Raw genomic sequence first — 13,757 nt, forward strand, 5'->3', positions numbered from 1 at the left:
CAACGCCGCGTTTTCCTGATTGCCTGGCGCGCACTGCCAGGTTATTATGAGAACAATTCTCATTTAGATTAAGGCGTCCTGTACGCATGCTGTCCACCCCTTCACCTCCGCCCGATTTCCAGGCCCTGTATGCCGAGCACCACTCCTGGCTGCTGCACTGGCTGAAGCGCCGCCTGCACGATGCGGGGCTGGCCGGCGATCTGGCGCAAGATACCTTCGTCAAAATCTTCGTTGCGCGCAGCAGTGCCGGCATCGTGCAGCCGCGGCCTTTCCTAGCCACCATCGCCAAGCGCCTGCTGGCCAATCACTGCCGGCGCGAAGAACTCGAACGGGCCTACCTCGACGCGCTGCAGCAGCAGCCGCAAGCCTGCGCACCCTCACCGGAAGCGATGTCCCTCCTGCTCGAATCACTGCAACTGATCGACCGCGCGCTGGATCAGCTCTCCGCCAAGGCCAAGGCTGCCTTCCTGCTGGCCCACCTGGACGGCATGAGCTACGCCGAGATCGCCGCCGAACTGGGCACCACCACGCACTCCGTCAAAAAATACCTGAGCAAGGCCAATTTGCTGTGCTTTTTTGCCGTACCCGATTTTGCCAGCCACTGACATGCGCGGCGCCACCGTCTACGCACAGGGCCAACCCATCGACCTGGCCATCGCCATGCAGGCAGCCGAATGGCTGGCCACCCTGATGAGTGGCGCCACCACGCCGGCGGAAAAAACGGCCTGGCACCAGTGGCGCCAGGCGCACCCCGACCATGAGCGGGCGTGGAAACACATCGAAAGCGCCAGCGGCGGCTTGCGGGAACTCGATGCGCAAGCGTGCCGCACGGCCCTGGCACGGCGTCCTCCGGCACCCGTCTCGCGCCGCAACAGCCTGCAACTGCTGGCGTGGATATCGACCATCGGCATCACGGGCTGGTTCGGCGCGCGCTCGCCCTATGCACCCGACATGGCCCGTGCCGCACTGGCCGACATTGCCACGGGCATCAACGAGCGCCGCGAGCTGACCCTGCCCGACGGCAGCCGTTTGCACCTGAATGGCGGCAGTGCCGTGAACATCCGCTTCAGCGGCACGCAACGGCTGCTGCAACTGGTGCGGGGCGAGGTGTTCATCGCCACCGCCCGCGACACGGGCCTGCCCTACCGCCCCTTCATCGTCGACACCGCGCAAGGCCAGGCGCAGGCGCTGGGCACGCGCTACTCGGTACGCCAGGCGGACGGCAACACCCTGGTCGCCGTCGAGGAAGGCGCCGTGCGGCTGACGCCGCGCCATGGCGACGCCAAGCTGGTGATCCAGGCGGGCCAGGGCGGCGGCATGACGGCGCAACAGATCTTGCCCACGCATGCCGTCTCGCCCGACATTTGGGCCTGGCGCCAGGGCTTGCTGCTGGCCGACGCCATGCCGCTGCGCGACTTCCTCAATGAACTGAGCCGCTACCGCCACGGCTTGCTGGGCTGTGACGATGACGTCGCCGCGCTGCGCATTTCCGGGGTCTTCCCGCTGGCCGACCTGGACGCCGTGCTGCTGTCGCTGCCCGAGTCCCTGCCCGTCGACGTGCGCCTGCGTACGCGCTACTGGGTGCAGGTGGAAGCGCGCCGGCAAGCCAAGCATTTATTTTGAGTCCACCGCAAAAAAAACCTTACCCGTTTGCGATTCTCGCGTGACCTGTGTAGGCAACGTTCTTTTTGACGACTACACCACAAGGTAACCATGTCTCCAGTTATGTCTTCCAGGTCCCGGTCACGGCCGCACATCAAACGCATGGCGCATGCCATCCAACTCGTCTTCATCGGTTCGGCCCTGCTGCTGAACGCCCTGGCGCCAGCCCTGGCGCAGGAAAGCGCGGCAGCGCCAGCGGCCAGCCAGGACTTCCAGGTGCCTGCCGGCGACCTCGCAGCGGCGCTGCGCCAGGTTGCCAGCCAGTCCAGGGTCATCCTCAGCTTCACGCCGGAACAGACGCGCGGCAAGACGTCTTCTGGCCTCACGGGCCGCCACGAGGTGCTGGCCGCCCTGAACGGCGTGCTGCGCGGCACGGGCCTGAAGGCCGAGCGCAGCGCCAACGGCAGCTATGTACTGCGCCCGGCCGATATCGCGGCGGGCGGCGAGGCGCTGTCCATGATGCCGGAAGTGTCGGTGAAAGCGCAGCAGGATGCGACGGAAGGGTCGGGCGCGTATGTTTCCACCCTGCCCATCGCCACGGCCACGCCGCTGGGCCTGTCGATCCGGGAAACGCCGCAGTCGGTCAGCGTCATCACGCAGCAGCGCATGCAGGACCAGGGCTTGAGCACCATCGCGCAAGTAATGGCGCAAACGCCGGGCATCACCCTCTTCTCGCTGGGCAGCGAGCGCACGGGCTTTACTTCGCGCGGCTATTCGATCACCAATTACCAGCTCGATGGCGTCAGCACGCATTCGGAAAACCTGGGCCTCAACGCGATACCGTCGCAAAGCCTGGCCGACATGGCGCTATATGACCGCATCGAAGTGCTGCGCGGCGCCTCGGGCCTGATGACGGGCGCGGGCGATGCCTCGGGTGCCATCAACATGGTGCGCAAAAAGCCGACGCCACAGTTTCAGGCCTCCGTCGAGGGCGAGCTGGCTTCCTACAATGAGCGGCGCGTCCTGGCCGACATTGCCGGCCCGCTCAACGAAGCGCGCACGGTGCGCGGCCGCCTGGTGACGGTGTACGAGGAAGGCGACAGCATCATCGACGGCTACAGCCGCGACAAGAAAGTGGTCTACGGCGTGGTCGAGGCGGACCTGTCAGCCGACACGAAACTGACAGCCGGCGTCACGCACCAGCGCAAGCGCTCGAATGGATCCCTGTCCTACCTGGGCTTTCCCCTGTTCTACAGCAATGGCGCCATGACGGACCTGCCCCGCTCCTTCAGTCCGGCGGCCACGTCGAATCGCTTCGGCACCAATTCGACCGACCTCTTCGCCACAGTGGAACACGCACTGGCCAGCGACTGGAAGCTGAAAATCTCGGCCAACCGCGTGCAGTCGTCGCAGGAAGAGCGCGCCGTCTACCTGAACGTGAGCGATGGCTTCCCAGATCAGGCCACGGGCGATGGCCTGCGCTTGAGCGCCGATTACCGCGATTACCAGCTCCAGGTCAACAGCGTGGACATCAATGTGCGCGGCCCCTTCAGCGCGTTCGGTCGCCAGCACGAACTGGTGCTGGGCATGGACTACAGCGAATTTCAAAGCACGACGGATGGCCGCTTCGACAAGCGTATCCAGACCACGCCCGCCAACCTGTACCGCTGGAATCGCACGGCAACGCCCGTGTTTGGCGACACCTTTGTCACCTACGACAGCACGCGCCGCCAGGCCAGCGCGTATGCCGCCACGCGCCTCAATCTCTCCGAGCGCCTGAAACTGATCGCCGGCGCCAAGGTGCTGCGCTACAGCGAGAATTACATCTCGGATGCGCCTTCCGTGCCCTTCTACAGTGCGTCCCCAGCCTCGGAGAGCCGCGTCGTCACGCCGTATGGCGGCCTGGTATTCGACATCGACGGCACGCACAGCGCCTACGCCAGTTATTCCACCATCTACCAGCCGCAAGCCCAGCAAGACCGCTACGGCAAGCTGCTGGCCCCACGCGAAGGCAAGACCTTTGAAGCGGGCGTCAAGAGCGGCTGGCTCGATGGCCGCCTGAACACGGCTGCCGCGCTGTACCAGATCCGCCAGAGCAATCTGGCCGAATCGGACCCGGGCTACACCGTGCCTGGTACAAACAATCCCGCCAACCGCACCATCAAGGGCGCCAAGACCCAGGGCGTGGACCTGGAAGCGACGGGCGCCCTCACCCCAAGCTGGAACATCTCGGCCTCGTGGTCTTACAGCCAGACGGAAAACAATGCCGGCAAAGCGATCCTGACCACCTTCCCGCGCCACCTGGTGAAGCTGTGGACCACTTATCGGCTGCCTGGCGAGCTGAATCGCCTGACGCTTGGCGGCGGCATGAACTGGCAAAGCCGCGTGTATTCGGAGGTCGACGCTTGGCAGATCGACCGCACCCTGCACTGGGAGCAAAAGGCGTATTCGGTGGCCAGCCTGATGGCGCGCTACGACGTCAACGACAAGCTGTCGGCCACCGTCAACGTGGCCAACCTGTTCGACAAGCAGTACACGGCTTCCGTGTCGGACTGGTGGTACTCGGGCATGTATGGTCCGGCGCGCAAGGTGGCACTGAAGGTGCGTTATCAGTTCTAGGGCTGGCTGAATAGTTCACGCCGGCGCAGGGCCGGTGATACAATTTTCCCGCTTCACGAGTGTCGATGGCCCGCGCCACCGGTACTCGTGCCCACAGAGACACCCAAGGAGAATGTGTGAAGGACCTCGCCCCCGCCCTGCCAGCCGATCCGGCCGACCAACCCGCCAATCCCTCGCGCCGGCGCATTTTTCAGGCCGCTTCCGCAGTCGGCCTGGCCGCCAGCCTGCCGGCGCTGGCCGACGCCGCGCCAGCCAAAAAGACCATCGCCAAGGGTTCGCTCGACGCGAAACTCAAGGCCCACGTCAAGAACGTGGTCGTGATCTACCTGGAAAACCGCAGTTTCAACAACCTGTTCGCCAACTTCCCCGGCACCAGCGCGCCCTTGTCCGCCGTCACGGCCGAACAGGCGCGGCAGCTGGACCGCGACGGCAAGCCGCTGGCCACCCTGCCGAAAATCTGGGGCGGCCTGGTGCCGAACCAGCAAAATATCGGCGGCATCGATTACCTGATCAAGGAAGACCAGATTTCCGGCCTGCCCAACGCTCCCTACAAATTGAGCGACGCGGCCGGCAAGCCCCTGCCCGAGAGCATCATCACGCGCGACCTGGTGCACCGCTTCTATAACAACCAGATGCAGATCAACGGCGGCAAGAACGACGGCTTTGCCGCGTGGGCCGACAGCGGCGGCCTGGTGATGGGCCATTACGGCGAAACGTCGAAAAACCTGAACCTGTGGCAGATCGCCGAGCAGTACACGCTGTGCGACAACTTCTTCATGGCGGCCTTCGGCGGCTCTTACATGAACCACCAGTTCCTGGTGACGGGCCGCGCCAACGAATATTTCAATGCTGCCGAGACGGCAGCGAAGAAAAAAATCGCCGTGCTGTCCGACGGCCCGCAAGGCGTGCGCCTGGCGATCTCCCCCGAGTGCCCCGCCTCGGCGCTCGATGGCAAGCCGAAGTACGTGAACGACGGCGCCCTCACGCCGGACGGCTATGCCGTCAACACCATGGCGCCGCCATATCAACCGAGTTACGTCCGCCCCGCCTTTGACGGCGATCCGCTGCATGCCGACCCGGCTGACGCGAACACCTTGCCGCCGCAAACCTATGACACCATCGGCGACCTGCTGTCGCGCAAGGGCGTCAGCTGGGCATGGTATGGCGGCGGCTGGCAAGCAGCGCTCGACCAGAAGGGCGGCGGCAGCAAGCCGAATTTCCAGTTCCACCACCAGCCGCTGAACTACTTCAAGCAGTTCGCGCCTGGCACGGCGGCGCGCGCCGAGCACCTGCGCGACGGCGGCACTGGCGACAGCCCGATCTCGAACAAATTCCTGGCCGCCGCCGTGGCAGGCAAGCTGCCCGCCGTGACCTTCTACAAGCCGCAGGGCAATCTGAACCTGCACGCCGGTTATTCAGATATCGAATCGGGCGACCAGCACGTGGCCAACGTCATCCAGCATCTGAAGGAATCGCCGCAGTGGAAAGACATGATCGTGGTGATCACGTTCGATGAAAACGGCGGCTGGTGGGATCACGTGGCGCCGCCGAAGGGCGACCGCTGGGGTCCGGGCACGCGCATTCCCGCCATCGTCGTCTCGCCCTACGCGAAGAAAGGCGCCGTCGACCACAGTTTCTATGACACGACCTCGATCCTGCGACTGATCACGCGCCTGCATGATTTGCCGCTGCTCGAAGGCCTGAAAGTGCGCAACGATGCCTTCGCGGCCCGTGGCGCGCTGCCGCCGGGTGACTTGACGGGCGCCCTGAGCTTCCGCTGATAAAGCATCGGTACATCGCGGCGCCTCCCACAGTGCGGCACGCCTGTGATACACTGCGTGCCGCACTTAAATCCGCAGGGCAGGTATTCCTGACGGTTGTTCCAACAATGAGCCCGACTCCAGTAGCCGGGCTTTTGTTTTGTGGACGAGACGCACAGAGTATTCACACAGCGGACAGCTTTTTGCCCGCTCCCCGGCGCCATTTTTCGCGGCCAGGGACCAGAGGTTCAGAAATGAGAGATAAAAAAGACAACGCCACCATCGACCTGCCCGGCTTCGGCCCGCTGCCAGCGCACGAGGCGCCAGAGCCGGCGCCGGAACCGCAGCGCCGCACGCGCGTGCGCAAGGTGGCGCTGAAGCAGGTACAGCTCGAATTGCTGGAGCCGACGGACGCCACTGGCTTGCCCGTGTGGACACGCGACGCCGGACTCGATCTGACCGGTTTGCCCATCTGGGCACCCGATAATTAACACCCCATGCGGGCGGCCGTTTGCCGCCGGCTTCCACACCACCGCACAAGGGCGTAAGCCTGTAGACTGTGCCCATCCACCCGCTTTTTACCGGCTCCGCCCCTATGAACACGACCACCGCCAACACCAATTCTTTTTCCAGCCTGCCGCTGACGCCCGCCTTTTTGGCCAATCTGGACTCGCTCGGCTACCACGAGATGACCACCATCCAGGCGCAAAGCCTGCCGGCGGTGCTCGATGGCCGCGACTTGATCGCCCAGGCGAAAACGGGCAGCGGCAAGACCGCTGCCTTCGGTATCGGCATCCTGCACAAACTCAATCCGGCCTGGTTTGCCGTGCAGGGCCTGGTGCTGTGCCCCACGCGCGAACTGGCAGACCAGGTGGCCAATGAGCTGCGCCGCCTGGCCCGCGCGGCCGGCAACATCAAGATCCTGACCCTGACGGGCGGCGCACCGATGCGCCCGCAAATCGCCTCGCTGGAACATGGCGCCCACATCGTCGTCGGCACGCCGGGCCGCATGCGCGACCACCTGGGCCGCGGCACCATCAACCTGAACCACGTACAGACCCTGGTGCTCGATGAAGCGGACCGCATGACGGACATGGGCTTTTACGAGGAAATCGCCGGCATCGTCAGCGCCTGCCCGGCACGCCGCCAGACCCTGCTGTTCTCGGCCACGTATCCGGAAGACATTCGCCGCGCCACGGCATCGTTCCTCGTCAATCCGCTGGAAGTGACGGTCGAGGCGCAGCATGACAACGACAAGATCGAGCAGCGCTTCTATGAAATCGGCTTCGACGAACGCAATAGCGCCGTCGGCAAGCTGTTGAAACACTTCAAGCCGGAATCGACCCTGGCCTTCTGCAACACCAAGGTGCATTGCCGCGAACTGGCCGAAGAACTGCGCCAGCAAGGCTTTTCCGCGCTGGCCCTGTACGGCGAGCTGGAACAGCGCGAGCGCGATGAAATCCTGGTGCTGTTCGCCAACCGCAGTTGCTCCGTGCTGGTGGCCACCGACGTTGCCGCGCGCGGCCTCGATATATCCGACCTGGGCGCCGTGATCAACGTCGACGTATCGAAAGACACGGAAGTGCACATCCACCGCATCGGCCGCACGGGCCGCGGCAGCAAGAAGGGCCTGGCCCTGTCACTGTGCGCGCCAAACGAGAAAAAATGGGTCAAGCTGATCGAGCAGTACCAGAACAGCGCCGCCGAATGGCACGACCTGAAGGAACTGGCTGAAGATGACGGGATCGAGGCGCTGCCGGCGCCCATGGTCACCCTGTGCATCATGGGCGGCAAGAAGGACAAGCTGCGCCCGGGCGACTTGCTGGGCGCACTGACGGGCGACGCTGGCCTGACCAAGGAGCAAGTGGGCAAGATCAACGTATTCGAGTTCATGACCTACGTGGCGCTGGACCGCAAAGTGGCCGAAGCGGCCTTCAAGCGCCTGAACGCGGGCAATACGCTGGGCCGCGACTTTGGCAACATCAAGGGCCGCAGCTTCAAGATGCGCTTTATCGAGGCGTAAGCGCCTGCAAGGCACGCAGGGCCGCCATGGCCCTGCTTCCCGGATACGCTTTCCACACGGGATATTGCCAACGATAGTAGCAGTTCCAGTAGCTGACGGCGCGCCTCTCCAGCGTCGCCACATACGCGGGATTCTCCCGCAGATAGCGCGCCAGCGCTTCCGCATTCCAGGCTGGCAGCGCCACCTCAATTGCCTCGACAATCTCCAGCACATATTCGCCGCACAGGTGCACGACGAACGGCGCCGTCCACGCCCGCTCCTGCAGCAGCAACCGTCGTAAACAGGCTTCCCGCAAATGGCCGTCATGGTGGCGCGTGCCCAGGCACAGGGCGAGCACGCCCGCGTCGCCTGCCAGCTGCGTACAGGCCAGCAGCTGCTCGCGCTGGTAATAGGTGCGCACGGGAATGCGCAGCAGTCTGCCATCCTGATGCACGTCAAACGGTGCCGACGGCGCGTGAAGCTGGCCTGTGGACAGCGCGGGCAACAGCCGCGCCAAGGTGCCGGACAATGCCGCCGGAAAGGCGTCGGCTTCAGTCATCGGCAGCATCCTGGCAGACTTTGCGCACGCCCAGCGCGGGCTTGTCCATTTTTTCAAAGATCACATTCGAATACCATGCGGCGGAATCGCCATCGGTGGGCTTGGCCAGCGAGATATAGTAGCCGCCATGCGCAAACAGGGCCGTGGTTTCCTTGCCCGCCCTGGCGGCCTGCAGGAAGGGTGGATAAGCCGCCTTGTCGACCTGGCTGAAATGCGCGGCCAGCAGCGCCAGCAAGCGCGCGTGCGAGGCGGGCGCATACGGGAACAGATACAAGTACTCGACCAGTTCATCGCCCTCCGCCAGGCGCGTGACGGCGGCTGTCGCGGCATCGACCTCGCCGCCAAAGCGGCACAAGGTGCCCCCGCTGTAGGCGAAATCGATGACGGTCGCCGGCGCGCACGCCTGCAGCTCACGGTCAATGCCGACGGGCGGCAGCGCGCGCACTTGCGCCAGCAGCGCCTCGCCCGACGTAGCCAGGGCGGGAAAGCCGGGACATTCACTGGCCGCCTGGGCGGACGAGAAGGCAAGACAAGAACTCAATAGCAGCACACTACGCTTCACGGCATCTCCCGCGTTCATCAGGCGGACATTATGCCCCGCCGGCACGCATAAGGCACTCACAAGGCGCGCGCCTGCTGGCCCTGCGGCGTATCTTCGATGTCGTAGCCAGCCGCACGCGCCAGTGCGCGCAAGCGGTCAGCCTCGGCCCACAGGCGCTGCGCGCGGGCGAGCGCCCTTTCTGCCATCCACGCCTGCACCTGCTGCGGCACGTCCACCTGCGCCGGCTGCCAGCGCAGCAAGTCCAGACCCAACGCCTCGTCGAAGCGCAGCAAGGTCGCTTTTTTGGCGCTATCGGGTACATCACTTTTCAGCAGTTCCCAGGCCACGGCCAGCGCGCGCGGATAATTCAAGTCATCGTTGATGCAGATCGTAAAACGCGCCAGCCACGCGGGGTCGGCTTCACCGCCCGCATCACCCAGGCCATGCACGGCCACGCGCAGGCGCGCCAGGCCGCTGGCGGCAGCACGCAGGGCGTCGTCCGTGAAATTGAGGCTGCTGCGGTAATGGGCGCCCAGGCACAGGTAGCGGTAGGCGAGCGGATCGACTCCCTGCTCCACCAGGCTTTGCAGGCGCAGGAAGTCACCCGACGATTTCGACATCTTCGCCTCCTGCGTCTTGAGGAAAGCGCCGTGCAGCCAGTAGTTGGCCAGGCGCGTGCCGTGGCGCGCCTGCGTCTGCGCGATTTCGTTGCTGTGGTGGACGGCCACATGGTCTTCGCCGCCGCAATGGATGTCGAAATACGCGCCCAGGTGCTTTTCGGCCATGGCCGAGCATTCGATGTGCCAGCCCGGGAAACCCAGGCCCCAGGGGCTGTCCCACTCCATCTGGCGCTGTCCCGGCACGCCACTGAACTTCCACAGCGCGAAGTCGCAGATATCGCGCTTCTCTCCCAGCTCCACCCGCTTGCCCGCTTGCAAGCCATCGCGCTTCAGGCGCGCCAGCTTGCCATAATCGTCCTGGCGCGTCGTGTCGAAGTAAATGCCGTCGGCGGTGCGGTAGGTATAGCCCTTCGCTTCCAGGTCGGCGATGAACGCGATCTGTTCCGCGATGTGGTCCGTGGCGCGGCACCAGACGGTAGGCGGCAGGATATTCAACTGGCGCAGATCGCCCTCGAATGCGCGGGTAAATTCAGAGGCGATGTCCCAGGCGGACTTGCCGCTGCGGGCGCTGCGTGCCTCGACCTTGTCGTCTCCACTATCCGCATCCGACGTCAAATGGCCCACGTCCGTGATATTCATCACGTGGCGCACCTGCAAGCCGTTGAACGCGAGCGCGCGGCGCAAGCCGTCGACGAACAGATAAGTGCGCAGGTTGCCGATGTGCGCGTAATCGTAGACGGTGGGGCCGCAGGCGTACAGGCCCGCCTGGCCCGGAGCGATGGGTTCAAACGGGCGCAGGCTGCGGCTATACGTATCGTACAAATGGAGTGTCATGCGGGACTTTCATTAGCGCTGCGGAAAAAGAAAATGGCCACAGGTTTTTCAACACTGTGGCCATCGGAATGAGGAGTAAAAAGTTTAACGGCGCCGGGCCGCATCCTCACGAAGCCAGGTACACGGACACAGCGCAGCAGCGGCGCGGTATGCAAGAACTGGAGGGAGGATGAATGTGATCATAGAACAAATATCGCATGCGCGCGGGCGGGCCGTCAAGCCCGCCCCCGACATTGGCCTATTTTTTCGCCTGCTCGATATGCGGCAGCAGCACCGTCAATATGCCCAGCAGCGGCAGGTAGGAACAGATTTTATACACATAGGCGATGCCCGACACGTCTGCCAGGTGGCCCATGGCGGCGGCGGCGATGCCGGAGACGCCGAACATCAGGCCAAAGAAAATCCCCGCGATCATGCCCACCTTGCCCGGCACCAATTCTTGTGCGAAAACAACGATGGCGGAAAACGCGGACGAAATCACGAAACCGATGATGACCGTCAATACGGCCGTCCAGAACAGGTCGACATACGGCAGCAGCAGGGTAAACGGCGCCGCGCCCAGGATGGAAATCCAGATCACGCGCTTGCGGCCGATCCGGTCGCCGATGGGACCGCCCATGAAGGTGCCGGCCGCCACGGCCGCGAGGAAGAGGAACAGGTATAGCTGGGCATCGCCGAGCGACAGGTGGAATTTGTCGATCAGGTAGAAGGTGTAATAGCTCGACAGGCTGGCCATATAGATGTACTTCGAGAACACCAGCAGGGCCAGCACGCCCAGCGCGCCCATCACCTTGTTGCGCGACAAGTTCGGCCCATGCCCGCCCGCCTTCGGCTTAAAGCTGGCCAGGTGGCCGCTATACCAATGGCTGACCTTGTACAGCACGCCGATGGCCAGCACGGCCAGCAGGCCGAACCAGGCGATATTGCCGTGGCCACGGTTCACGATGACGGCCGCCGCCAGCAGCGGCCCCAGGGCGGAGCCCACATTGCCGCCTACCTGGAACAGCGATTGCGCAAAGCCGTAGCGCCCGCCCGAGGCCATGCGCGCCACGCGCGACGCTTCCGGGTGGAAGGTCGACGAGCCGACACCGATCAGGCCCGAGGCGAGCAACAGGGTCGGGAAAGTCGAGACAATGGACAGCATCAGCACGCCGGCCAAGGTAAAGCACATGCCGATGGGCAACAGGAATGGCAGCGGACGGCGGTCCGTGTACAAGCCGATCCAGGGCTGCAGCAACGATGCCGTGCACTGGAACGTCAGGGTTATAAGGCCGACCTGGGTAAAACTGAGTGAAAACTCGGCTTTCAGCATCGGGTAAATCGACGGCAACAAGGCCTGGATCAAGTCATTGAGCAAATGCACGAAGGCAACGGCGCCCAGGATGTGCATGGCCAGACCGGATTGTTGTTCGGAACGATGAAGCGAGGGGGCCGCCGGCATGGACTTGGCCAATGCTGGGGCAGGTGGTGTTGTGTGCATGTGTCTTCCGCAATGATCGGGCACGACGGGCGGCCCGGCAAAGAAGCCAGTATAGTATGGTCATCGAACTGATAACTTCCAATAATCGTCGCTTAAGTGACAAGTGAGTGACAATTAAGTGAGAATCCAACGGCCCACATGTACAGCCAGCAACCCGCCCAGACCCACCCCGACGGCGTGCCCTTCAGCCGCAGCACCAGCTCGCACGATTACCAGCACGTACCGCGGCCCGTGACGGCCATGTCCAGGCAATATGCAGTGGGCGACTATACGGCGCCGCACAGCCATGTGCGGGCGCAACTGCTGTATGCAACGGAAGGCGTGATGCGCGTCTCTACCGAGCACGGCGTATGGATCCTGCCGCCCCGGCGCGCCCTGCTGATTCCCGTGGGCGTCGTGCATGAAGTCCATATCTTGAGTGAACTGAGCATGCGCACCGTGTACATCGATGCGCAGGTGGCGGCCCCGTACGGCGCCGATTGCAAGGTGCTGGAAGTAAGCCGGCTGCTGCGCGAGCTGATCCTGGCCTTGCTGGCCGAACCGATAGAATATGCGCTGGCGGGGCGCGGCGACTGGCTCGCGCACCTGATCCTGTCGGAACTGACGGCGGCCGATACCGTGCCCATCGCCATACCGTGGCCCCGCGACCGCCGCCTGGTGGCCGTCTGCTCGGCCATCATGAGCGCGCCGGGCAGCCGGCGCAGCATCGAAGACTGGGCGCAGGATGCGGGCGCCAGTGCGCGCACCCTGATCCGTCTATTCCCCAAGGAAACGGGCTTGCACTACCGCCAATGGCTGCAGCAAGTCCATCTGGCCGAGGCATTTTGCCGCCTGGACCGGGGCGAAGGCGTGGCGGCCATCGCCTATGCGCTGGGCTATGCCAGCCCCAGCGCCTTCAGCGCCATGTTCCGCCGCATCCTGGGCCGCACTCCGCAGCACTACCTCAGCGAGTGGCGCGCCGCGTAAGTCGACAAGCTACGCTGTCGGCATTGTCGGCTACTTCTTCTCGCCGGCGATCAAGCGGTAAGCCAGCGCGCCCAGCAAGGCACCGATGATGGGAGCGAGCCAGAACAGCCACAGCTGGCTGGTGGCCCAGTCGCCCACGTACAAGGCCACGCCCGTGCTGCGGGCCGGGTTGACGGAGGTATTCGTCACGGGGATGCTGATCAGGTGAATCAGGGTCAGCGCCAAGCCGATCGGCAGTGGGGCAAAGCCGGCCGGCGCCCGCTTGTCGGTGGCACCCAGGATGACGATCAGGAAGAACATCGTCAGCACGATTTCAATCACCAGCGCCGACAGCATCGAATAGCCGCCCGGCGAATGGGCCCCATAACCATTCGAGGCAAAGCCCTTGCTGACATCGAAGCCGGCCTGCCCGCTGGCGATCACGTACAGCACGCCGCCGGCCACGATGGCGCCCAGCACTTGGGCGATAATGTATGGCAATAATTGATTGGCGGGAAAGCGGCCACCGGCCCACAGGCCGATCGACACGGCTGGATTCAAATGGCAACCCGAGATGTGGCCGATGGCGTAGGCCATGGTCAGCACCGTCAGACCAAACGCCAGCGCCACGCCGGCAAAACCGATGCCCAGACCGGGAAAGCCAGCGGCAAGTACGGCGCTGCCGCAACCGCCCAGCACCAGCCAGAACGTGCCGAGGAACTCGGCTCCATATTGTTTCATGATGTATTCCTTTAAAGTAACGAGAAAACGTGCCAGGGACGACCAATCGGACCG

The 13,757-nt window shown here is 64.1% G+C and carries 12 protein-coding genes; 7 read left to right on the plus strand and 5 right to left on the minus strand.

The features are described from left to right. The first annotated feature begins 86 nt into the window (after nucleotides 1–86). The 6 genes from C8C89_RS22135 (at nucleotide 87) to dbpA (ending at nucleotide 8,004) form a co-directional block, all read left to right on the plus strand. Nucleotides 87–605 carry a sigma-70 family RNA polymerase sigma factor gene (locus tag C8C89_RS22135; protein WP_101480530.1) on the plus strand — a complete coding sequence of 173 codons (519 nt, stop codon included), beginning with the start codon at nucleotides 87–89 and terminating at the stop codon, nucleotides 603–605. Between the two features lies 1 nt (nucleotide 606). Then, nucleotides 607–1,623: a FecR family protein gene (locus tag C8C89_RS22140; protein WP_133992580.1), complete on the plus strand. Its 1,017-nt coding sequence runs from the start codon at nucleotides 607–609 to the stop codon at nucleotides 1,621–1,623. 141 nt (nucleotides 1,624–1,764) lie between these two features. Next, nucleotides 1,765–4,221, plus strand: a complete 2,457-nt coding sequence (locus tag C8C89_RS22145; RefSeq protein WP_243858176.1) for a TonB-dependent receptor — start codon at nucleotides 1,765–1,767, stop codon at nucleotides 4,219–4,221. A 116-nt stretch (nucleotides 4,222–4,337) separates the two neighbouring features. After that, on the plus strand, nucleotides 4,338–6,002 hold the full coding sequence (locus C8C89_RS22150; protein ID WP_133992584.1) for an acid phosphatase: 1,665 nt from the start codon (nucleotides 4,338–4,340) through the stop codon (nucleotides 6,000–6,002). A gap of 233 nt (nucleotides 6,003–6,235) precedes the next feature. Continuing rightward, nucleotides 6,236–6,472, plus strand: coding sequence for a hypothetical protein (locus C8C89_RS22155; protein WP_101480526.1), 237 nt, complete (start codon nucleotides 6,236–6,238; stop codon nucleotides 6,470–6,472). 104 nt (nucleotides 6,473–6,576) lie between these two features. Next, a complete protein-coding gene (dbpA, locus tag C8C89_RS22160; RefSeq protein WP_133992586.1) occupies nucleotides 6,577–8,004 on the plus strand; it encodes an ATP-dependent RNA helicase DbpA in 1,428 nt (475 codons plus the stop codon). Here the strand turns inward: dbpA and C8C89_RS22165 are convergent. From C8C89_RS22165 to C8C89_RS22180, 4 genes are all read right to left on the minus strand, one after another. Continuing rightward, a complete protein-coding gene (locus C8C89_RS22165) occupies nucleotides 7,991–8,542 on the minus strand; it encodes a hypothetical protein (protein ID WP_133992589.1) in 552 nt (183 codons plus the stop codon). The two genes, dbpA and C8C89_RS22165, sit on opposite strands and share 14 nt — an antisense overlap. Beyond that, nucleotides 8,535–9,104: a hypothetical protein gene (locus C8C89_RS22170; protein ID WP_133992591.1), complete on the minus strand. Its 570-nt coding sequence runs from the start codon at nucleotides 9,102–9,104 to the stop codon at nucleotides 8,535–8,537. Before C8C89_RS22170 ends, C8C89_RS22165 begins: the two co-directional genes overlap by 8 nt. A 56-nt stretch (nucleotides 9,105–9,160) precedes the next feature. Then, complete coding sequence (cysS, locus tag C8C89_RS22175; RefSeq protein WP_133992593.1) at nucleotides 9,161–10,537, minus strand: cysteine--tRNA ligase; 1,377 nt, start codon at nucleotides 10,535–10,537, stop codon at nucleotides 9,161–9,163. Between the two features lie 238 nt (nucleotides 10,538–10,775). Beyond that, nucleotides 10,776–11,927: an MFS transporter gene (locus C8C89_RS22180; protein ID WP_208327809.1), complete on the minus strand. Its 1,152-nt coding sequence runs from the start codon at nucleotides 11,925–11,927 to the stop codon at nucleotides 10,776–10,778. 228 nt (nucleotides 11,928–12,155) lie between these two features. On the opposite strand from C8C89_RS22180, the gene C8C89_RS22185 reads away from it, so the two are divergent. Continuing rightward, nucleotides 12,156–12,983, plus strand: coding sequence for a helix-turn-helix transcriptional regulator (locus tag C8C89_RS22185; RefSeq protein ID WP_133992595.1), 828 nt, complete (start codon nucleotides 12,156–12,158; stop codon nucleotides 12,981–12,983). Nucleotides 12,984–13,013: 30 nt separating this feature from the next. Here C8C89_RS22185 and aqpZ read toward each other — a convergent pair whose 3' ends face one another. Continuing rightward, nucleotides 13,014–13,703, minus strand: coding sequence for an aquaporin Z (gene aqpZ, locus C8C89_RS22190; protein ID WP_101480520.1), 690 nt, complete (start codon nucleotides 13,701–13,703; stop codon nucleotides 13,014–13,016). Between the last annotated feature and the right edge of the window lie 54 nt (nucleotides 13,704–13,757).

Source organism: Janthinobacterium sp. 75 (genome assembly GCF_004365495.1).
Lineage (GTDB): Bacteria > Pseudomonadota > Gammaproteobacteria > Burkholderiales > Burkholderiaceae_D > Janthinobacterium.